This is a genomic window from Stenotrophomonas sp. TWI1183, from assembly GCF_039673115.1.
GTDB lineage: Bacteria > Pseudomonadota > Gammaproteobacteria > Xanthomonadales > Xanthomonadaceae > Stenotrophomonas > Stenotrophomonas maltophilia_AA.
In genome coordinates this window covers 45,936-67,196 of the sequence record NZ_JBDJKZ010000009.1, presented here as the reverse complement: position 1 = coordinate 67,196, position 21,261 = coordinate 45,936, and the positions used below count along the sequence as shown (strand labels likewise).

Annotated in this window: 16 protein-coding genes and 1 riboswitch; of the genes, 7 read left to right on the top strand and 9 right to left on the bottom strand. The window is 66.5% G+C overall.

Features of this window, described 5'->3' with window-relative positions; all coding sequences use genetic code 11:
- Nucleotides 1–64 precede the first annotated feature (64 nt).
- Complete coding sequence (locus tag ABE434_RS10520) at nucleotides 65–2,542, bottom strand: acyl-CoA dehydrogenase (RefSeq protein ID WP_346478789.1); 2,478 nt, start codon at nucleotides 2,540–2,542, stop codon at nucleotides 65–67.
- Nucleotides 2,539–3,459 (bottom strand): alpha/beta hydrolase, encoded by a 921-nt coding sequence (locus tag ABE434_RS10515; RefSeq protein ID WP_346478788.1) that lies wholly within the window; start codon nucleotides 3,457–3,459, stop codon nucleotides 2,539–2,541. The genes ABE434_RS10520 and ABE434_RS10515 overlap by 4 nt, the downstream gene beginning before the upstream one ends.
- Before the next feature lie 139 nt (nucleotides 3,460–3,598).
- Between ABE434_RS10515 and ABE434_RS10510 the strand changes: the two genes are divergently transcribed.
- Nucleotides 3,599–4,201 carry a TetR/AcrR family transcriptional regulator gene (locus tag ABE434_RS10510; RefSeq protein ID WP_019185113.1) on the top strand — a complete coding sequence of 201 codons (603 nt, stop codon included), beginning with the start codon at nucleotides 3,599–3,601 and terminating at the stop codon, nucleotides 4,199–4,201.
- A 141-nt stretch (nucleotides 4,202–4,342) separates the two neighbouring features.
- Here ABE434_RS10510 and ABE434_RS10505 read toward each other — a convergent pair whose 3' ends face one another.
- The 3 genes from ABE434_RS10505 to ABE434_RS10495 form a co-directional block, all read right to left on the bottom strand.
- The gene (locus ABE434_RS10505) at nucleotides 4,343–7,096 is read right to left on the bottom strand and encodes a TonB-dependent receptor (protein ID WP_346478787.1); all 2,754 of its coding nucleotides are present in this window, start codon (nucleotides 7,094–7,096) and stop codon (nucleotides 4,343–4,345) included.
- Between the two features lie 517 nt (nucleotides 7,097–7,613).
- Nucleotides 7,614–8,438, bottom strand: coding sequence for a hypothetical protein (locus ABE434_RS10500; RefSeq protein ID WP_346478786.1), 825 nt, complete (start codon nucleotides 8,436–8,438; stop codon nucleotides 7,614–7,616).
- 152 nt (nucleotides 8,439–8,590) lie between these two features.
- Entirely contained in the window at nucleotides 8,591–9,487 is an 897-nt protein-coding gene (locus ABE434_RS10495; protein WP_346478785.1) for an Hsp33 family molecular chaperone HslO, read from the bottom strand.
- Nucleotides 9,488–9,566: 79 nt separating this feature from the next.
- On the opposite strand from ABE434_RS10495, the gene mtgA reads away from it, so the two are divergent.
- The 3 genes from mtgA to ABE434_RS10480 are packed head-to-tail and all read left to right on the top strand — an operon-like array spanning nucleotide 9,567 to nucleotide 11,766.
- Nucleotides 9,567–10,316 (top strand): monofunctional biosynthetic peptidoglycan transglycosylase, encoded by a 750-nt coding sequence (mtgA, locus tag ABE434_RS10490; RefSeq protein ID WP_346478784.1) that lies wholly within the window; start codon nucleotides 9,567–9,569, stop codon nucleotides 10,314–10,316.
- Nucleotides 10,317–10,355: 39 nt separating this feature from the next.
- A complete protein-coding gene (locus tag ABE434_RS10485; protein WP_346478783.1) occupies nucleotides 10,356–11,375 on the top strand; it encodes a glycosyltransferase family 2 protein in 1,020 nt (339 codons plus the stop codon).
- On the top strand, nucleotides 11,335–11,766 hold the full coding sequence (locus ABE434_RS10480) for a CBS domain-containing protein (protein WP_123730455.1): 432 nt from the start codon (nucleotides 11,335–11,337) through the stop codon (nucleotides 11,764–11,766). The genes ABE434_RS10485 and ABE434_RS10480 overlap by 41 nt, the downstream gene beginning before the upstream one ends.
- Before the next feature lie 61 nt (nucleotides 11,767–11,827).
- Here ABE434_RS10480 and ABE434_RS10475 read toward each other — a convergent pair whose 3' ends face one another.
- From ABE434_RS10475 to ABE434_RS10460, 4 genes are all read right to left on the bottom strand, one after another.
- Nucleotides 11,828–13,810: an AsmA family protein gene (locus ABE434_RS10475; RefSeq protein ID WP_346478782.1), complete on the bottom strand. Its 1,983-nt coding sequence runs from the start codon at nucleotides 13,808–13,810 to the stop codon at nucleotides 11,828–11,830.
- 380 nt (nucleotides 13,811–14,190) lie between these two features.
- Nucleotides 14,191–14,832 (bottom strand): hemolysin III family protein, encoded by a 642-nt coding sequence (locus ABE434_RS10470; RefSeq protein WP_172407499.1) that lies wholly within the window; start codon nucleotides 14,830–14,832, stop codon nucleotides 14,191–14,193.
- A 99-nt stretch (nucleotides 14,833–14,931) separates the two neighbouring features.
- Nucleotides 14,932–16,536 (bottom strand): peptide chain release factor 3, encoded by a 1,605-nt coding sequence (locus ABE434_RS10465; RefSeq protein WP_123730457.1) that lies wholly within the window; start codon nucleotides 16,534–16,536, stop codon nucleotides 14,932–14,934.
- A 75-nt stretch (nucleotides 16,537–16,611) separates the two neighbouring features.
- A complete protein-coding gene (locus ABE434_RS10460) occupies nucleotides 16,612–17,514 on the bottom strand; it encodes a M23 family metallopeptidase (RefSeq protein WP_346478781.1) in 903 nt (300 codons plus the stop codon).
- Between the two features lie 117 nt (nucleotides 17,515–17,631).
- A riboswitch (SAM riboswitch) is annotated at nucleotides 17,632–17,752 on the top strand.
- Between the two features lie 78 nt (nucleotides 17,753–17,830).
- On the opposite strand from ABE434_RS10460, the gene ABE434_RS10455 reads away from it, so the two are divergent.
- From ABE434_RS10455 to ABE434_RS10445, 3 genes are read left to right on the top strand one after another with little or no spacing between them, the layout of a single operon-like run.
- Nucleotides 17,831–18,862, top strand: coding sequence for a homoserine O-succinyltransferase (locus ABE434_RS10455; RefSeq protein WP_346478780.1), 1,032 nt, complete (start codon nucleotides 17,831–17,833; stop codon nucleotides 18,860–18,862).
- Entirely contained in the window at nucleotides 18,859–20,103 is a 1,245-nt protein-coding gene (locus tag ABE434_RS10450) for an O-succinylhomoserine (thiol)-lyase (RefSeq protein ID WP_346478779.1), read from the top strand. The genes ABE434_RS10455 and ABE434_RS10450 overlap by 4 nt, the downstream gene beginning before the upstream one ends.
- On the top strand, nucleotides 20,100–21,167 hold the full coding sequence (locus tag ABE434_RS10445) for a homoserine dehydrogenase (RefSeq protein ID WP_346478778.1): 1,068 nt from the start codon (nucleotides 20,100–20,102) through the stop codon (nucleotides 21,165–21,167). The genes ABE434_RS10450 and ABE434_RS10445 overlap by 4 nt, the downstream gene beginning before the upstream one ends.
- Nucleotides 21,168–21,261 lie beyond the last annotated feature (94 nt).

Below are 21,261 nucleotides of genomic sequence, written 5' to 3'. Positions count from 1 at the left end.
TCTCCCTGTAAAAACGGCGGACCGAAGTCCGCCGTTTTCGTTCACATGATTGCCAGGATCGGGATCAGGCGGCTTCGGACTGCGCGTCCTGCTGGGCGCGCTTGTAGTAGCCCGCCGAGCGCAGCTCTTCCGGATCGAAGTCGTCCACGGTGATCGTTTCCAGGGTGAGCGTACGCAGCTCCTCGAGCAGGGTGCGCTCGTCCTGGGTGATCACGCCCTCGGCCACGGCCTCGTCCAGCTGCGTGACGAAGTCCAGTGCCTCGATGCCCTTGGTCTTGAGCGCCTTGATGAACTTGCGCTCCACCGGCTCGGCCATGATCGCCTTGGACAGGTAGCTGTTGATGCGGCCGCCCGGGTTGTTCTCGCACGGGGTCAGGAACACACCACCGGCCAGACGGTCACGGGCTTCGTTGGGCGCCATCAGCAGCGCGGCGACGCGGTGGCCCAGGCGGTCACCCGGGGCTTCGGCACGGCGGCCGAACGGGAAGATCAGCGCCCACATCAGCCAGCCGATCGGACGCACCGGGAAGTTGCGCAGCGCGGCCGACAGCGACAATTCGATCTTGTGCACGCTGTCATGGAAGGCCCAGGCCAGCAGCGGCTGGTCGGCGGTCGGTGCGCCTTCGTCGTGGTAACGCTTGAGCATCGCGCTGGTCATGTAGATGTGGCTCAGCACATCGCCCAGGCGGCCGGACAGCGATTCCTTGAACTTCAGCTTGCCGCCCAGCGTCATCATCGAGATGTCGGCCATCAGCGCCAGGTTGGCCGAGTAGCGGTCCAGCTTGCGGAAGTAGCGGCGGGTGTAGGCATCGCCCGGGGCGGCACCGAAACGCGCGCCGGTCAGGCCGAACCAGAACGAACGCACGGCGTTGGAAATGCCGTAGCGGATATGCCCGAACAGGCTGCGGTCGAATTCCTGCAGGCCGGCACGGGTGTCCGGGTCCTGCGCGGCCTTCATTTCCTTCAGCACCCACGGGTGGCAGAGGATCGCACCCTGGCCGAAGATCAGCAGGCTGCGGGTCATGATATTGGCGCCTTCGACCGTGATCGCGATCGGCGCGGCCTGCCAGCTGCGGCCGGCGAAGTTGCGCGGCCCCAGGATGATGCCCTTGCCGCCGATCACATCCATCACGTCCGAGATCACTTCACGGCTCATGGTGGTGCAGTGGTACTTGGCGATGGCCGACGGCACCGACGGCACGTCGCCGCGGTCCACCGCAGCGGCCGTGGCCTGGCACAGCGCACTGATCGCGTAGGCCTTGCCACCGATGCGGGCCAGCGCTTCTTCCACGCCCTCGAAGCGGCCGACCGACAGGCCGAACTGCTTGCGGATGCGCGCATAGGCACCGGTCACCACGGCACCCGCCTTGGCACCGCCACTGGCGGTGGAGGGCAGGGTGATCGAGCGGCCGACGGCCAGGCACTCGTTGAGCATGTTCCAGCCCTTACCGGCCTTCTCGGCGCCGCCGATCAGCTGGGTCAGCGGGATGAAGACATCCTTGCCGCGGATCGGGCCGTTCTGGAAGGTCGAGTTGAGCGGGAAGTGGCGACGGCCGATTTCCACGCCGGCGGTATCACGCGGCAGCAGCGCCAGGGTGATGCCGATATCGCGGGTGCTGCCGATCAGGCCATCCGGGTCGTACATGCGGAAGGCCAGGCCGATCAGCGTGGCCACCGGGGCCAGGGTGATGTAGCGCTTGTCGAAGGTGAGCTTGACGCCGAGCACCTGCTCGCCGTTCCACTCGCCCTTGCAGACGATGCCGTAATCGGGAATCGAGGTCGCATCCGAGCCGGCAAACGGACCGGTCAGGCCGAAGCAGGGCACTTCACGGCCATCGGCCAGGCGCGGCAGGTACTGGTCCTTCTGTTCCTGGGTGCCGTAATGGTTGAGCAGTTCACCCGGGCCCAGTGAGTTCGGCACGCCGACGGTGGAGCTGACCACGCTCGACACCGAGGCCAGCTTCTGGATCACCTTGTGGTGGGCCAGCGCGCTGAAGCCCAGGCCGCCGTATTCCTTCGGAATGATCATGCCGAAGAACTTGTTCTTCTTGATGAAGCTCCACAGCTCCGGCGGCAGGTCGGCGTAGACGTGGGTGATTTCCCAGTCGTTGACCATCCTGCACAGCTCTTCGACCGGGCCATCCAGGAAGGCCTGTTCCTCGGCGGTGAGCTGCGGCTTGGGGTAGTTGAGCAGGATGTTCCAGTCCGGGTCACCGGTGAACAGCTCGCCTTCGAAACCGACCGAGCCGGTTTCCAGCGCGATGCGCTCGGTCTGCGACAGCGGCGGCAGTACCTTGCGGAACACCTTCATCATCGGCGCGGTCAGCAGCGGCTTGCGGATGAAGGGCAGCAGCAGCGGCACGGCGATCACGGCGACGATGGCCGCGGCCACGATCGTGGCGGTCTGGTTGACGTACGGGATGAACCAGCAGGCGGCCAGCAGCACGAGGCTGATGATCGTCCAGGTGATCAGGCGCATCCGGTGGTAGGCGACGAACGCACCTGCCAACAGGACGACGAGGAAGGGAACGACAATGCTCATGAGCGTGCTCCGGTGACGTGCTCGGTAATGGCGGACGATGCGACGGCGGAGGCCGAGGGCAACACGTCCAGATAGTCCAACACAGTAGCGGTAAAGGCGTTGTTGTCGTCACCGGCGACCATGTGGGTGGCCTCCGGCAGCTGCACGTGGCGTGCATGTGGCACCAACGCAAGGAACTCGGCCACCGTCTGCGGGGTGACCAGGGTGCTGCGGCCACCGCTGACCAGCAGCAGGGGGCATTTCACCTGGCGCGCCGCCTCGGCAAGCGCGTCCTGGTGTTGTTCGCTGTCACGCGCCAGCTCGGCGACCAGGCGCGGATCCCAGTGCCAGCGCCAGCGACCGTGACCGTCCTCGCGCAGCAGGGCACGCAGGGCGTCGTCGGACTTGCGCGGGCGGTGCGGCATGTAGGAAGAGATCACGTCGGCGGCCTGCGACAGCGACGCGAAACCCTCCGGGTGCGCGGTCATGAACATCAGGATCTTTTCGACACCGGCGGTATCCCAGCGTGGGGTGATGTCCACCAGCACCATCGCCGAGAACAGGCCCGGCCAGCGCGACTCGGCGAGCAGGCCGAACAGGCCGCCCATCGACGCGGCGATCAGGATCGGCGGCTGCGGCTGTTCGCCCGCCAGCACGATCAGGTCATCGGCGAACTGTTCGCCGTGGTAGGCAAGGTCGGCCGCGTTCCAGTCGGAATCGCCGTGGCCGCGCGCGTCGTAGGCGAGGGTCTGGTAGCCGGCCTCGACCAGCGCGTTCGCGGTGGCGTTCCAAGCATGCCGGGTCTGGCCGAAGCCGTGGGCGAACAGGACGGTGCCGCGGCGCCCCGGGCCCGAACGGGTGGCGGCGAGCACGGCGTCATGCGCGCCGGTCAGTCGCTCATCGTCAAAGCGGGGCAGGGTAGAAGAAGGAGTGACCATACTCGCTAGTATGGACCTGCCCTGTGCGATGTCAATACTTCGGAGTATGGTGGTCTCATCCCTTGTGCCAGCAGGCGTGAAGCGGACGTTCACCGATTCACATACTGCAACCAACCCCGGCGTATGGTTAAATCCACCTATGAATGAACCCGAAGCTTCCGCCGGCGAGCCACGTGCCGGCCGCAACAGCCGCCTCAGTGCCGAAGACTGGGCCCAGGCCGCACTGGATCTGATTGCCGAACAAGGCGTGGGCGCGGTCGCGGTGGAGCCGCTGGCGCGACGTCTTGGTGTCACCAAGGGCAGCTTCTACTGGCACTTCCCCTCTCGCGACGCGTTGCTGCAGGCGGCGCTGGAACGTTGGGAACTGTTCGAGCAGGAGCAGGTCTTCGGCAGCCTGGCCGATGTCACCGATCCGCGCGTGCGCCTGCGCCAGCTGTTCCAGGTGGTCGCGCATGAAGTGCAGCCGCACATCATCTACAGCGAGCTGCTCAAGGCGCTCGATCACCCGATGGTGCGCCCGGTCATCGACCGTGTTTCGCACCGGCGCCTGGAGTATCTGGTCGCCTCGTTCCGGCAGGCCGGCCTGAGCCGCACCGATGCGCAGCACCGTGCGCGGTTGGCCTACGCGGCCTATGTCGGTTTCCTGCAGTTGTCGCTGCAGCTGCAGCAGCCCAAGCAGGCCCGCGAGGATTTCGAAGCCTACGTGGAGCACGTGATCGAGACACTGATTCCGCTCGGTTGATCGGTTCACCGTGCATATGCAGAAGGCCGCGGAGACGCGGCCTTTTTTGTGCGCGGCGGATGCCGGGCCTGCAACGGTGGCACAAAAAACAACGGCCCCTTGCGGGGCCGTTGCTGCATCAGGTGCTGATCAGTGCAGCGATCAGAACTTCTGCTTGTACTGCATGTACATGTAGCGGCCCGGCAGATCGTATTGCGGGTCGAACATGTTGTAGGCAACGGCGTAGGACTGCGGCGGATCCTTGTCCCACACGTTGTTCAGACCCACCATGACGGTGCCGTTCCACGGGGTGTTGTAGCGGAACTGGATGTCGTGGTACGTGGTCGAACTGATGTGGTTCTCACGGTTGGGGGCGTCCGAGCAGTACGCGCGGGTCGCGGCACCCAACAGGCAGGCCTCGGTCAGGCCGGACTTGTAACGCAGGCCGTAGTTGACACCGAAGTCACCGATGGACCAGTCGACGTACAGGTTGGAACGGATGCGCCAGTACGGATCCTGGTTCAGGTACGTACCCTGGCGGCCGTCGACGGGGGCGTCGTCGGTGACCTTGGTTTCCCACTTGCTCAGGTAGGTGCTGTCCCAGGTAACGGTGAACTGACCGATCGAGGTTTCCGGCAGGCGGTATGCCAGGCCCAGATCCCAACCTTCCACCGTGTACGAGGACAGGTTCAGCAGCGGCATGTTGACGTTGGTGATCGCGTAGCGTTCGCTTGCGGTGCCGTAGTTCGGGTCACGCGTGATCAGGCCACAGTAGGTGGCCTGCTGCTGCGCGGTGCCGCCGTAACAGGCATCCATGATGTCGCCGATCGCCGGGCGGGTGATGGCGTCTTCGATCTCGATCTTCCACCAGTCCAGGGTCACGTTCAGGCCGGTCACGAAGCTCGGGCTCCACACCAGGCCCAGCGTCTTGCTGGTCGAGGTTTCCGGCTTCAGGTTCGGGTTGGACTGCCAGGTGAACGGCTCAACGGTCTGCAGCGGACCTGCATCACCGTCGGTACCCGGCTGCACCAGACCAGCCGGCACACCCTGTGCGCGGCACTGCGCCAGGATCGCACCGGACGGGCCATTGGCGGCGGCGCACGGATCGGCGTAGGTTTCGAACGAGTCGGTGTCGCCGCGGTACAGATCGTTGATGCTCGGCGCGCGGAAGCCTTCGGAGTAGTTGCCGCGGACCATCAGGTCGTCGATCGGCTTCCAGCGGAAGCCGAACTTGTTGTTGGTCGTGTTGCCGAAGTTGCTGAACTTCGAGTAGCGGGTAGCCACGCTGAAGTCGAGCAGCTTGGCACCCGGCAGGTCAGCCAGCACCGGGATCGACAGTTCCAGGAACATTTCGTCCAGATCGTAGGCACCCTTGGTCGGGCTGGCGCCGTTGCCGGTGCTCAGGCCCGACGCGATGAAGGCGTCCGGGTCGAACTGGCCGCTTTCCTTGCGGTACTCGTAACCGGCTGCGAAGGCCAGGGCGCCGGCCGGCAGCTGCACGATTTCACCGGAGATGTTGGCGTAGTAACCCTTCGAGATCTGGGTGGCCGAATCATGCGCGGTGAACGAGGTGTAGTCCAAGGCATCCTGGGAAATCGAACCCAGGCCACCCAGCGGGTTGATCGGCGTACAGCCGGCGATCACATCGCCAGCGCCGTTGAGGCAGACCGGCACGCCACCACGCAGCGCGGACGGGCCATAGGCTTCGTCGAGGCGCGAGATGTTGAACAGACCGTAGGTCAGGTCGTTCTGGTCGGTCTTGTCGTAGCGATAGCCGACGTCCCAGTCGAAGGTGCGGTCGGCGAACTCGAAGAAGCCTTCGAAGCCACCGTAGAAGTGCCAGTTCTTGACGTTCTGGTTGAACGAACGACCACCGGTTTCATTGAAACGACGGTTCACGCCGGTCAGGTCGACGCCGTACGGGTTGTACATGCTGTCGGCGCTGAGGGTCATGCCCGTCACCGGCATGGCAGCCAGCAGCTGCTCGGACTTGCGCTCGTTGTACATCGCCTCGGTACGGAAGGTGACGTTGTCGGTGATGTTGAACGAGCCGGACGCGAACAGCGAGGTGCGCTCGTTCGGGGTCAGCAGGTAGTTGTCCGGCGAGGTGTTGTAGCCGTGGACGTTGCTGACGAACGGGGTCTCGACGCCGTTGATGATGATGTAGCGCTGGTCATTGCGGACGTAGGAGCCCGGGATACCGGTGCCGCTCTGGCCGCTGAAGAACGGCGGGCCACCGGCGGAGATCTTGCGATCGCCGGCCATGACTTCGCGCTCATTGACGTACGACGCACCCAGAATCAGGCTGGCGCGGTCGGTCGTGGTGCCGATGGTGAAGTCATAGGCTTCGCGCTCGCCGTCGCCGGCGCTGTACTGGCCCTTGTAGACGTTGGCTTCGGCGCCGTCGAAGTTCTGCTTGGTGACGATGTTCACCACGCCGGCAATGGCGTCCGAGCCATAGATCGTCGAAGCGCCATCCTTCAGCACGTCGATGCGTTCGACCATCGCGACCGGGATGGTGTTCAGGTCGACGCTGCCGTCCAGGCCGGTGGTCCAGCGACGGCCGTTGACCAGCACCAGCGTACGCTGGCTGCCCAGGTTACGCAGGCTGATGCCGGCCGAGCCGTCACCGCCGTTGTTGAACGTGCGGTTCAGCGCGGCGCCGTTGGCGGAGATGCGCTGCAGGATGTCGGCGACCGAGGTCACGCCCTGCTTTTCAATGTCGGCGCGGGTCAGGCTCAGGACCGGCTGGGAGGTCTCGACGTCGGTGCTCTTGATGCGCGAGCCGGTGACCGAGATGCGGTCCAGGTTGGTGGTGCCAGTCGCTTCCTGAGCGACGGCGCTGCCGGTGCCGGCAGCGCTGGCGATCAGCGCGAGGACGACGGCGTCGCGCAGTTTGTTGCTGTTGCGGTTCATTGGGCTCTCTCTCCAAGTTGACTTGGGTGCAACGTATCGGGATGGGCTTCAGCGCGGAAACGAAAGGCGTCTCCAAGCCGCGAAGCTGACTCGATAGTAACCACGTATTCGGAGAAATTAAAGACCCGTTAATACTTCATGTGATTCAGGTGAAATTCGGCAAAGTCGTTGTGCCGCAGGGCTTGCGGGGCATTACCCGGCGGCACGGCCCATTGGCCAAGGCTAAGAAGTGATGACTTTTGGCACATTTTTTATGTCGATTTGTATCTTTTCTACCTGAATACGGGTCAGGGTTCGCACCCGGTGCGCAGCGCCCGCAGCCTCCGACCTGTCGCGATTGTCCCGCCAACGAGTATTCAGGCACGCCTTATGCTAGGCGGACGCACGCGCGTGCATGCAATCGGCGGCGGCTGACGCATACAGAAACGCCGCTACGGGCGAGCGGCGTGGATCAGGGAAACGGGGGAGGCGCCTGCTGCGCGGTAGGGCATCGCGAAGCGGGGCAGGGATGCCTGGCTTACAGGTCCTGCTCGTAGCGGACGTAGGGCACGGTGCCTTCGTCGGTGCTCTCGTTGCGCGGGGCGAACGGATTCTTGCCACGGGTGACCACGTTCTCGGCGCCAACGGTGAGCTGGCCGCTCCACGGCGTGCGCCAGGTCAGGCCGACGCCCAGACCTTCCCACTTGCCGGGCTGGCCGGGGACATCGACCACGCGGCCGATGATGTTGCCGCTGAAGTTGCCATAGCCGGCGCCGATGGTGAGGCTCTTGCTGTCCCAGCGGTCGACGATCGCCGGGGAGGCGTCCGCGATCGGGACCAGACGCGCCTTCGCATAGGTGCCGCCGATCGACACGAAGCCCTCGCGACCGATGTTCTTCTGCCCGAACACGGTCAGATCGTTCTGTTCGGCGCGCAGCGACGGCGATTTGTTCGGGCCGGCCAGCCAGGCCGGCAGGGTGTCACGGCCACTACCGGCGGTGAGGCCGACGCGACCGCCGGGGCGGTTGAACGCGGCAGTGCCGCTGACCCTGCGGCTGAGCGTGCTGTCGTCTTCATCGCCGAGCGTGGCCAGCATGCAATGGCTGGCCAATCCGCTGATGCTGGTGCCGCGGCTGCTGTTGCAGAGCAGGCCCAGCGAGTCACCCGACGACAGCCCGAAGGCCGCATCCAGCGAGCTGCGCCCGAAATGCCAGCGGGCCCCGACGGCCTGCTCGCCGGTCGGTTCCAGGTACAGCAGGGCCTCGACCTTGCCGCTGCCCTTGTTCCAGACCGGCAACACGGTGCCGTCCTGCTTGCCCTTGGCCTGCGCATGCGCGCCCGGGATCGCGCCTAGGGCGATCATCAGGGCAAGCGGTAGACGCAGAAGGGGATGCATGGGAACTCTCAGACAAGCGCAGTGAACACAAGTTCCCGCCGAAGCGGGACATTGATCCTAGGGCGTTTATGATTTCTTAACAAGTCTTCGTTCTCCCCAGAACAAAACTCGCGTCGAGATTACTGAAGCCGTTCAGGTTCCGGCGAGGAAACATCCATTCCGCGGAACAGTATGTCGAATTCCGTCAACGGAAAGTGATACTCCTGCCCGCAGAATTCGCAGCGCACCTCGACCGCGCCGCTGGGCTCGGCGGCGGCACGGGCCTCTTCCTCGCCGATGGACTGCAGCATGCCTTCCACCCGCTCGCGCGAGCACGAGCAGGCAAAGCGCAGCGCCTTGTCGCCCAGCAGTTCCGGCGTCTCTTCATGGAACAGGCGGTGCAGCAGATCGTGGCCCGGCACGTCCAGCAGTTCCTGCTTGCCCAGGGTCTCGAACAGGGCGCTGGCCCGCGACCAGCCATCCTGGTCGCCTTCGTCGCCGGGCAGCTTCTGCAGCAGCAGGCCCGCGGCGCGGGTGCCATCGGCGGCCAGCAGCAAGCGGGTCGGCAGCTGTTCGGACTGGCGGAAATAATCTTCGAAGGCTTCGTCCAGGCCGGCCGCGGTCAGGCCGACCAGGCTCTGGTACCGCTGCGGTTCGCGCGGGTCCAGGCCAGGGTTTTCGATGGTGATCGCCAGCAGCGCATCCTCGCCCAGCGCGGTCAGGTCGCGCGGCGCGTCGCCGCCACCGTCGGTCAGCTGGACGATGCCGCGCAGGGTGCCGGCCGCGGTGCATTCGGCGAACAGGGTGCGCATGGCGGTGTTGCTGCGCAGCTGGATCGACAGGCGGCCATCGACCTTGGTGTGCCCGGTGAACAGCGCAGAGGCGACGCTCGCCTCACCGAGAAGCTCAGCGGCGCCCGGCGGATAGACCGCATGGGAGAGAATTTCCCGCCAGGTGTCATCGAGGTGCACGTGCACGCCGCGGACGCCGGCATCGGGAAGCAGGAAACGGACAAGGGAGTCGGATTGGGCGGTCATCGGTTCGGTGGCTGCGCGAAAGGAGTGCCGGTTGCCGGATAATGCGCCGACCACCGTGCAAGTAAAGGATGCACCAGTAATGGGGGCAGAGCGCAGCAACCTCAAGGTCGAACCGGACCTGGAACCATCACGTCCACGCCGCTGGCACTGGAAGCGCCTGCTGTGGCTGCCGGTCCTGTTCGTCGGGTTCAGCGTGCTGCAGGTACTGGCCCTGCGCGTCATCGATCCGCCCGTCTCCAGCGTGATGCTGTGGCGTTACGGCGAGGCGCTGGGGCAGGGCGACTGGAGCTACCGCCTGCACTACCAGTGGCGCGACCTGGAGCAGATGGCGCCGAGCCTGCCCATTTCGCTGGTGGCCGCCGAGGACCAGCGCTTCCCGGAACACAACGGCTTCGACCTGCAGGCGATCGAGAAGGCGCGCGACCACAATGCGCGCGGCGGTCGCCTGCGCGGCGCCAGCACGATCAGCCAGCAGGTCGCCAAGAACCTGTTCCTGTGGCAGGGACGCAGCTGGATCCGCAAGGGACTGGAGGTCTGGTACACGGTGTTGATCGAAGCGCTGTGGCCCAAGTCCCGCATCCTGGAGATGTACGCCAACATCGCCGAGTTCGGCGATGGCATCTATGGCGCGCAGGCCGCGTCGCGGCAGTACTGGAACAAGGACGCGTCCCGGCTGAGCCCGGCCGAAAGCGCGCGGCTGGCGGCGGTGCTGCCATCGCCCCGGCGTTACAGCGCGGCCAAGCCCGGACCGTACGTGCAGCGCCGCGCGGCATGGATCCAGCGACAGGCGCGGCAGCTGGGCGGGGATGCCTACCTCGACCGGGACTGAGCATTCATGTACGTGATTGCCTGACGCTACAATCGCCGCATGAACAGCCCTCGCCTGACCGTCGTCGTCGCCGCCCACAACGAAGCACTGGCCCTGCCGATGCTGCACCCGCGGCTGCGCGCGGTGCTCGATGGGCTGGAGGGCATCGACGGCCGCGTGCTGTACGTGGATGACGGCAGCACCGATACCACCTGGGCGGTGATGCAGGGCTTGGCCGACGCCGATGCCTGCGTCGGCGTTCTGCGGCTGTCGCGCAACTTCGGCAAGGAGGCCGCGCTCACGGCCGGGCTGGATCTGGTCGACGAGGGCGCGGTGATGATCCTCGACGCCGACGGCCAGGATCCGCCCGAACTGATTCCCGAGTTCGTCGCGTTGTGGCAGCAGGGCTACGACAACGTGTATGGCACGCGCCTGGTGCGCGATGGCGAAAGCTGGCTCAAACGGTCGACGGCCAAGGTCTTCTACCGGGTGATCGGGCGCCTGTCCAAGACTCCGATCCCGGCCGATACCGGCGATTTCCGGCTGTTGTCGCCGCGCGCGCTGCAGGCGCTGGGCCAGCTGCGTGAGCGTCACCGGTTCATGAAAGGGCTGTTCGGCTGGGTCGGCTTCCGCCGCAGGGCCTTGCCCTACCATCGCCACGCGCGGCTGGTCGGCGAGAGCAAGTTCGGTTTCTGGCGGCTGTGGAACTTCGCCCTGGAAGGCATCACCGGATTCTCGACCGCGCCGCTGCGCGTGACCACTTACCTGGGGCTGGCGGCGGCGACGTTCGCGTTCCTCTTCGCGTTGGTGGTCGTGTCCAAGGCGGCCCTGTACGGCGACCGCGTCGCCGGCTGGCCGACGATGATGGCGGTGATCCTGTTCCTGGGCGGCATCCAGCTGATCGCGCTGGGCCTGATCGGTGAATACCTGGGCCGGCTGTATGAGGAATCCAAGCAGCGCCCGCTGTACCTGATTGACACCTGGCAACCACCGTTCGTGGCAGACTCGGCCGTGCATCCCATCGGTGGAGAGCAGCGAGATGACCACGGTACGACAGCTGTTGGAAGGCAAGTCCCCTGAGGTATTCGCCGTCGCGCCGACGTCGGCGGTGATCGACGCGATCCGGCTGATGGCCGAAAAAGGCATCGGCGCGGTGCTGGTGATGGAGGGCCGGCAGCTGGTCGGCATCCTTTCCGAGCGCGATTACGCGCGGAAGATCGTGCTGCACGAGCGCTCCTCAAGGACGACCGAAGTGCGCGAGATCATGACGCCCAAGGTAGTGACCGTCGCCCCTGGCGAACAGGTGGAACACTGCCTGCAACTGGTGACCGATTACCGCATCCGCCACCTGCCGGTGGTCGATGGCACGGGCGTGCTCGGCGTGATTTCGATCGGCGATCTGGTCAAGTCGGTGATCGACGAACAGGCGCAGAAACTGGATCAGCTGCAGCAGTACATCGTCGCTGGGTGAGCGGGCCTCCGTGCGGCAGGGCAGGCCGACCCTGCGTCGGTCCCTGCCCGTGCGTCCACGCTTACTTGGCGTAGCGGCCGCCGCAGTTGCTGTCCTCCCCCGGGCCGGTTTCGATCGTGGCCAGCAGCGCCGCCGGCGGCGCGATGCTGCCCAGCGCCAGGGCGATCGCCCCGCGGATGCCCAAGGCCTTGAAGTCCGGGCGGAACGCGGGATCCTTGAAGGTGCCGCCGATGCGCAGCGGCGAGCGCAGTGCCAGGATGCTCATGTCCTTCGGGCGCGGACGCAGCAGCAGGTCCAGCTGTTCCTGTTTCAGATCCACTTTGCCCTCGCCGAGGATCAGGGTATCGGTGGTATCGAAGGCGAGCGACCGCGATTGCATCACCCCGTTCTCCACGCCGAAGTCGCCCCACGCGCAGCGCAGCGGAATCTGCTTGTCGCCGGTGAACAGGAACTTCACCGATTCGGCGACATCCAGGCCGGCCAGTTCCATGATCAGATTGCCGACGTGCCCGCGGCCGATGCCGACCGCCACCGTGCCATCGGAACTGCCCAGCATCGCGGCGATCGAGTTGCCCTGGCCCATCAGTTTGACATCCCCACTGATGCCGCCCGATGCCTGCTCGGCCAGCTTCGCATCCGGGAACAGTCTGCCCAGCTGCACCTTGCGGATGGTCGCCTGCAGCTGCGTGGAGATCGCCTGTTTGCGCGCATCCATCCGGATCGTGCTGCGGATATCGCCACCGGCCACGCCGAAGTTCAGCGGCTCCAGAAGCAGCAGGCCATCGTCGAGCTTGAGGTGGGCATCCATGTCATCCAGCGGCAGCGTCGGCGAATTGATCCGCTGCGCCTTCCAGCGCACATCGGCATCCATCGCGCGCAGCTTGGAGAGGTTGTACGGCGTATCCGGCAGCACCTTGGTGCGCGCGGCCAGCTCGGCGGCCTTCGCTTTCTGCTCGGCATTGGCCGACTCCCCGGCGCCGGTCTTCGGTGGCGCGCCGATGAAGCCGGCCAGATCGTCGAAGTCCAACCGCTTGGACACCAGATCCGCCTTCAGGAACGGCCGTTCGCCACTCACGTCGATCTGCGCGGTACCGCCCAGATCGCTGTCGCCGGCCGTGCCGGTGAAATTCTCGTAGCGCCAGATCGCGTTGTCCCGCTTCAACCGCCCCTTGAGCCGGTACGGCGGCGTCGACGGAATCGCGATCCCGATCAGCGGGAACAGATCCTCCATGTCCTGGCCGCTGAGCATCAGCTCCAGATCGAACACCCGCAGCTGGAACGGATTGGTCAGCGTGCCGCTCGCGATCGCATGCGTATTCCCGGCGCGCCCATCCAGATGGATGCGGAACGGATGCCCGGTATTGGTCAGCTCCAGCGGTGACTCGGTATTGCCATCCAGCGAGAACGCATTGCCCTGCCAGCGCCCTTTGCCCTTCACGAACAGCGGCGGACCACTGTCGCGATCACGCGGCTTGCCGCTGTTGAGCGAGACCAGCACATCCGTCCTGCCTGCCGCGTCCTGGAACTGCAGGCGGCCATCCTCGATCAGCAACCGCTGCAGCACCGGCGGATCGCCATCGCTGGGGCCAAGGAAATCCCAGTTGCCCGGCTGATTCTTGTCCGGCGCCGTCTCCAGCAGCAGGTCCGGCCGCGTCAGCCGGATTTCCGGAATCCGCACTTGCCCCCGCAGCAGCGGCCACACCCGCAGATCGATCTCCGCACGATCCGCCGTCGCCATCTGCGGCTGCTTGGCCCACGTCGCATTGGCAAACGTCAGCCCATCACCGCGCACCGTCGTGACCCGACCGAGATCGACATCCAGATCGCCGGTGATATGGAACTCACGCCCGGTCTTCGCCTGCACCGCCCGCTCCACCGGCCCCTTGAACCAATTCCAATCCCACAGCGCGATCAGGATCAACAGCGCCGCAAACAGGAACACCAGAATGGCCAACCACCGCTGCCCCCGCTTGCCGGGACGACGCCAGCGCCAGCGGGAACGGGAAGGAGCATCGGACGGAGCAGGGGACGGGACAGTATTCACATCCCCATGGTTGTCCTTGCATCGTGCAGACAACGCGAAGCATTGGTAAGCGTAGTGTCAGGGCGGCCGGAGGATTGCCCGCTCCCACCCCGGCGTGGCATGGATCGGACACCGCCGGACCAGACAGGCAATGCCGTTGATCTTTCCATGCGCACCAGCCAACCGAGAGCGGGGCGGTGCGGGTGGGTTGGCGGGACCATGAGCGCCATGGATGGCGCGACATGAGCCTCCATGGACGGATTCACGGCGTGTCCCGCCAACCCACCCGTGCCGACCCAGCCTGGCGCATCCCTGAAGCCCGAGCCGCTCTTGCTGCTGCTGTTGCTGCCGCTGCCGTTGCCGTTGCCGTCGCCGCTGCCTTACCGGCAAGAAAACAGCACTCAAAGAATCTGCGCAGTCACCGCAACGAAGTGGCACACACTCCCGCCGATCACGAACAGATGCCAGATCGCATGCGAATACGGCACCGACTCCCGGTGATAGAACACCGTCCCCAACGTATAGAACACCCCGCCGGCCAACAACCAGCCCAGCGTCCACGCATCCAGCGAATGCCACATCGGCTTGATCGCCACCATCACCATCCAGCCCATCGCGATATAGATGATCGTCGACAACAGCTTGAAACGGCCCGTATAGAACAACTTGAACACCACCCCGAACAACGCCAGCGCCCAGATCGCCGTGAACATCCCCCAGCCCCACGGACCCCCGCGCAGCCCGATCAGCGTGAACGGCGTATACGTACCGGCGATCAACAGATAGATCGCACAGTGATCGAACACCTTCAGCCGGCCCTTCGCGACCGGATGCTGGATCGCGTGATAGAGCGTCGAGGCGGTATACAACAGCAGCAGGGCCACCCCGAACACGATCGCGCTGGCCAACTGCCAGCCGTCGCCATAGATGGCGGCCAACGTGATCAACACAGCGCTGCCAGCCAGGGCAGCGACGGCGCCAAGCCCGTGGGTCAAGGCGCTGGCGATTTCTTCTCGAACGGAAACGACAGAGGTCATGGCGATGATCGGATGTGCGGGGAGGGGGAGCCCGCTCCCCCCTATCATCGCCAAGATGGGCCGCGCATGCACGCGCGGCCGTTCAGCCGACAGATCGGCGAAGGATCAGCTGACCGACACGCTGTGCGCGGCTTCGCGCGTGGCCGCGAAGCGCACGTCCGGCGCGCGTTCCTGCGCCAGCTGCAGATTGACCCGCGTCGGTGCCAGGTACACCAGCTGGCCGGCGGCATCGATGCTGAGGTTGCCCGCGTTCTTCTCGCGGAACTCCTCCAGCTTCTTCTCGTTGCTGCAGGTCACCCAGCGTGCCGTGGTCACGCTGACCGGCTCGAAGGTCGCTTCCACGCCGTACTCGTCCTTCAGGCGGTAGGCGGCCACGTCGAACTGCAGCACACCCACGGCGCCCAGGATCAGGTCGTTGCTCATCAACGGGCGGAAGAACTGCGTCGCGCCTTCTTCGGACAGCTGTGCCAGGCCCTTCTGCAGCTGCTTGAGCTTCAGCGGATCGCGCAGGCGTGCGCGGCGGAACAGTTCCGGCGCGAAGTTCGGAATGCCGGTGAAGCTGACGGCTTCGCCCTCGGTGAAGGTGTCACCGATGGAGATCGTGCCGTGGTTGTGGATGCCGATCACATCGCCCGGCCACGCTTCGGCGGCGATCTCGCGATCGCTGGCCATGAAGGTCAGCGCATTGGCCAGCTTCATTTCCTTGCCGGTGCGCACATGGAAGGTCTTCATGCCGGCCACGAAACGGCCCGAGCACACCCGCATGAACGCCACGCGGTCGCGGTGCTGCGGGTCCATGTTCGCCTGGATCTTGAACACGAAGCCGGTCAGCTTGTTTTCCTGCGGCGCGATGACGCGGCCGGTGGTCGCACGCGGCTGCGGCGACGGCGCATGCTCGACGAAGAAGTCCAGCAGCGGCTGCACGCCGAAGTTGTTCACGCCCGAGCCGAAGAACACCGGGGTCTGCTTGCCGGCCAGGTAGGCCTCCACGTCGAACGGATGACTGGCGCCCTGCACCAGTTCCAGCTCGTCGCGCAGGTCGGCCAGCATGCGCTCGCCGATCTTCTCGGCCAGCCCCGGCGAATCGATCGACGGGAAGATGGTCGAATCCTGGCGGGTGAAGTTGCGGCCCTGCTCGTACAGGTGCACCTCACCGCTGATCAGATGCACCACGCCCTTCAGGCGTTGGCCCATGCCGATCGGCCAGGTGACGGGCGCGCACTGGATGCCGAGCACGCTTTCCACTTCATCCAGCAGGTCGATGGGCTCCTTGCCCTCGCGATCGAGCTTGTTGATGAAGGTCATGATCGGGGTGTCGCGCAGGCGGCACACTTCCATCAGCTTGATGGTGCGCTCTTCCACGCCCTTGGCCACGTCGATCACCATCAGCGCCGAGTCCACCGCGGTGAGCACGCGGTAGGTGTCCTCGCCGAAGTCGGCGTGGCCGGGGGTGTCGAGCAGGTTGACGATCTTGCCTTCGTACGGGAACTGCATCACCGAGGAGGTGACCGAGATCCCGCGCTCCTTTTCCAGCGCCATCCAGTCGGAGGTCGCATGACGCGCGGCCTTGCGACCCTTGACCGAACCGGCCATCTGGATCGCACCGCCGAACAGCAGCAGCTTTTCGGTCAGCGTGGTCTTGCCGGCGTCAGGATGGGAAATGATGGCGAAGGTGCGGCGGCGCGCAGCTTCGGTAGCGACTTCGGACATGGCGTGACGCGCCCGCCCGGGGCGCTTTTCATGGAGATAAGCCGCTCAGTATAGCGGGGGCGGGCGTGGCCGGGGTCAGGGCAGGGCGGATGCGCCAGCCTCGTCCATGGTCCGGGCGAAGCGCAGCTCGCCCTGCGGGCTGACGATGCGGGCCGGGATCGAGCGCAGCCGCATGCCCGCATTGACCTGGACCGCGAAGTGCAGATGCGGGGCCGCGCTGTAGCCGGTATTGCCCGACAGCCCGATGCGTTGCCCCGCCTGGACCTGCTCGCCCGGGCGCACCAGCACGCCGTTGTGCTGCAGATGGGCGTACACGGCCATGCTGCCGTCCTCATGCAGCACCCGCACCAGGTTGGCCCGGCCCAGATCGTGGTCGCGGTCCTGGCCATTGCCCTGGTACCCGTCCTGGACCTGCATGACGGTGCCGGCCCGCGCCGCGAGCACGGGGCTGCCTTCGGGCAGCGCGAAGTCGATGGCGTCGCGGTTCTCCGGGTCGGTGTGGCTGTATTGCCCTTGCGGCGCCTGGCTGACCTGGATGCGGGCGGCATCGAAGGGGAGCAGATAGGCCACATCGCGTGGGCGCGCGGCCGGATCCCCCGGGACGGCGATCATGTCCAGCCGGATCGCGGTCGCACCGGCGGGTGGCTGCAGGCGGGTGACCACCACGCTGGCCGCGCCGGCGATCACTGTCTGCAGGGGCAGACCCGGCATCGCCGGGGTGCCTGCGGCGGGCCGCACCGAGACCTGGACCGGACCGGCCAGACGGTTGTCGACCCGCGCCTGCCAGCGCTCGCCGGCGCCTTCCAGGGTCAGCACGGCGAGGCCGGGCGCTGCCGCCACCGGGGCGGGACGGGCAGGGCTGGTTTTCGCCGGGCGGTCGATCCGCCAGCCGTTGCGCCAGTCACTGGCCGGCGCGGCACCGGCGTTCAGCGCCGGGGCCAGGACGAGGATCAGGGTGGGCAGACGTAGGCAGCGCAAGGCTCTGGCCGATTGGGAAGGTGCCCCGAGTATGCGTGACTGATGATCATCTGGAATATATATCGCTTCATGCCGATGAAGGGATTGACATGACCCGGAAGCACTGGCATCGTGGCTCCACCATCGAGACCGGCAGAGGGACAGGCCCTTTGAAGCCGGGGCAGCCCGCAGACGCGAAAGCGACCTGCGTAGGTGCCAAATCCTGCGGAGACCGTTGGTGTCTTCCGAAAGATGGTTCGAACCGTGCACCGTGCGTGCGCTTCGAACGCGAGCTCCGCGAAAGCTCGATGGCCGACTCCTACTTTTGGATACCGCCATGCGTTTCGCCACCGCCGCCCCTGTCGCCACCGACTCTTTCGCACCGCTCAGCGTCCCCGTCGACGCCGGGCTGAACGCCGTGCGCGGCGATATCGCGGCGGTGCTGTCGATGCGTCACGGCGGGCCGCGGCCGGTGCGCCTGCGCTACGAATGCGTCGGTCGCGCCGATGCGCCGGTGGTGGTGCTGGCCGGCGGCATCTCCGCGCATCGCCACGTGGCGGCCAATGCCGAATTCCCCGAAAAGGGCTGGGCCGAAGGCCTGGTCGCCGCGGGCCGCGCGCTGGATCCGGCCTCGCTGCGCATCCTGGCGTTCGATTTCATCGGCGCCGACGGCGCGCTCGACCTGCCGATCGATACCGCCGACCAGGCCGATGCGCTGGCCCTGCTGCTGGATCATCTCGGCATCGCCCGCCTGCAGTGCTTCGTCGGCTACTCCTACGGCGCGCTGGTCGGCCAGCAGTTCGCGATCCGTCACCGCCAGCGCGTGCAGAAGCTGATCGCGGTGAGCGGTGCGCATCGCCCGCATCCGTATGCCGCGGCTTGGCGTGCGCTGCAGCGCCGTGCGGTTGCGCTCGGCCAGCTTCAGTGCGCCGAGAGCCACGGGCTGTCGCTGGCGCGCCAGTTCGCCATGCTCAGCTACCGCACGCCGGAAGAATTCGGCGAACGCTTCGACGCCGCGCCGGAAGTGGTCAACGGCCGCGTGCGCGTTGCCGCCGAAGACTATCTGGATGCCGCCGGTGCGCAGTACGTCGCCCGCACCCCGGTCGATGCCTACCTGCGCCTGTCCGAATCGATCGACCTGCATCGCATCGACCCGGCCGCCATCCCGGTGCCGACCGTCGTCGTTGCCGTGGAGGGTGACCGCCTGGTCCCGCTGGCTGACTGTGTCGGCCTGGTCGAAGGGCTGGGCCCGCGCGGCAGCCTGCGCGTGCTGCGCTCGCCGTATGGCCACGACGCCTTCCTGAAAGAAACCGATCGCATCGACGCGATCCTCGCCACCGCTTTTCGATCCCCCGGAGAAACCGCATGAGCCGTTCCGCTGGTACCGAGCCGTCCTGTAGCCGCGTCACCGCCGCCGTGCGTGCCGGCATCGACCGTGACACCGCCCACGGCGCGGTGACCCCGCCGATCGTGCTGTCCTCGAACTTCAGCTTCGATGGCTTCGGCAACAAACGCCAGTACGACTACACGCGCAGCGGCAACCCGACCCGGGACCTGCTCGGTGAAGCGCTGGCCGAACTGGAAGGCGGCGCGGGCGGGGTAATCACCTCCACCGGCATGGGCGCGATCAACCTGGTGCTCAATGCGCTGCTGGAGCCCGGCGATACGCTGGTGGTGCCGCACGATGCGTACGGCGGCAGCTGGCGCCTGTTCAACGCACTGGCCAAGAAGGGTCACTTCGGCCTGATCACCGCCGACCTGACCGACCCGCGCTCGCTGGCCGACGCGCTGGCGCAGTCGCCCACGCTGGTGTTGATCGAAACCCCGTCCAACCCGCTGCTGCGCATCACCGACCTGCGCTTCGTCATCGATGCCGCGCACAAGGCCGGTGCCAAGGTGGTGGTCGACAACACCTTCCTGTCACCGGCGCTGCAGCAGCCGATCAGCTTTGGTGCCGATCTGGTGCTGCACTCCACCACCAAGTACATCAACGGCCACAGCGATGTGGTCGGCGGGGCGGTGATCGCGCGCGATCCGGCAGTGCACGAACAGCTGGTGTGGTGGGCCAACGCGCTCGGCCTGACCGGTTCGCCGTTCGATGCGTTCCTGACGTTGCGCGGCCTGCGTACGCTCGGTGCGCGCCTGCGTGCGCACCAGGAAAATACAGCGGCCGTGGTCGAGCTGCTGGCCGCCAGCGATGCGGTCGCCAGCGTGTACTACCCCGGCCTGGCCGATCATCCCGGCCATGCCATCGCGGCCCGCCAGCAGAGCGGTTTCGGCGCGATGCTCTCGTTCGAACTGGCCTCGTGCCCGGGCGAGGATCCGCATGCGGCGGTGCGCGCGTTCGTGGATGGCCTGCGCTGCTTCACCCTGGCCGAGTCGCTGGGCGGCGTCGAGAGCCTGGTCGCGCATCCGGCGACCATGACCCACGCTGCGATGACCCCGGAAGCGCGTGCGCATGCCGGAATCAGCGAAGGGCTGCTGCGCCTCTCGGTCGGCATCGAGTCGCCGGAAGATCTGGTGGCCGATCTGCAGGGCGGGCTGGAGCGCGCGCAGGTGGTGATCGATCAGCATCGTGACGTGCAGCGGCGCAAACAGGTGGATGCATGAGCGCGGTCCTGACCCTGCCATTGGCCGCCCATCGAAAGCTGGCGCTGCTCGGCACCGGGACGGTCGGCACCGCCTTCGTCCAGCGCTATGCCTCGCTGCAGGACCGCGGCGTCACCCTGCCGTCGTTCTCGTGGCTGGCCAATTCGCGTACGGCGCGGGCCTGCGAACAGACCCCCGCACACGAGCTTGCACAGGCCAACCTGGCGAAGCGCGGCGCGGTGGCGCTGCAGCCCTGGGCGGAAGCCGAAGGCCTGCAGCGCGGCGACGTGGTGGTCGATGCGACCGCCAGTGACGACGTAGCCAATTGGCACGAACAGTGGCTGGCGCGTGGCGTCCACGTGGTGACCGCCAACAAGCTCGGCCAGGGCGCGCAGCTGGCCCGTGCCCAGGCCATCGCCGACAGCGGACAGCAGGGTGCCGCGCATTACGGCGACAGTGCAACGGTGGGTGCAGGCCTGCCGCTGCTGAGCAGCCTGCGCGCGCTGGTCGCCGGTGGCGACCGCATCCATCGCGTGGAGGGCGTACTGTCCGGTTCGCTGGCCTGGCTGTTCCATCACTACGATGGCCAGCGCCCGTTTTCGGCGTGGGTGCGCGAGGCCGCCGAGGCCGGCTACACCGAGCCGGATCCGCGCGTGGATCTCTCCGGCGAGGACGTGCGTCGCAAACTGCTGATCCTGGCGCGGGCCAGCGGCATCGCGCTGCGCGCCGAGCAGGTACAGGTGGCCTCGCTGGTACCGGAGGCGCTCGCCGCGCAGTCACCGGCGGATGCGTTGGGCCAGCTTTCACTGCTGGACGCACCGTTGCAGGCGTACTGGCAGCAGGCGCAGGAACAAGCAGGGTGTCTACGTTTCGTCGGTGGTTTCGATCACGACGGGGCCTCCGTCGGGCTGCGTGTACTGCCGCGCGACCATCCGCTGGCCGGCGGCGCGCAGACCGACAACCGGGTGGCGATCCACAGCGACCGGTATCACGCCCAGCCGCTGCTGATCCAGGGGCCGGGCGCCGGGGCGGACGTCACCGCCGCCGCGTTGCTGGACGACGTGCTGGCGATCGTGCGGCGCTGATTGCCGCGCGATCCCACCCAGGCACACGGTAGCGCCAGGGTGGGCTGGCTGCGTCGGCGGAGAACGCTGAGGACGGCCGCTGCCACGCATGGCG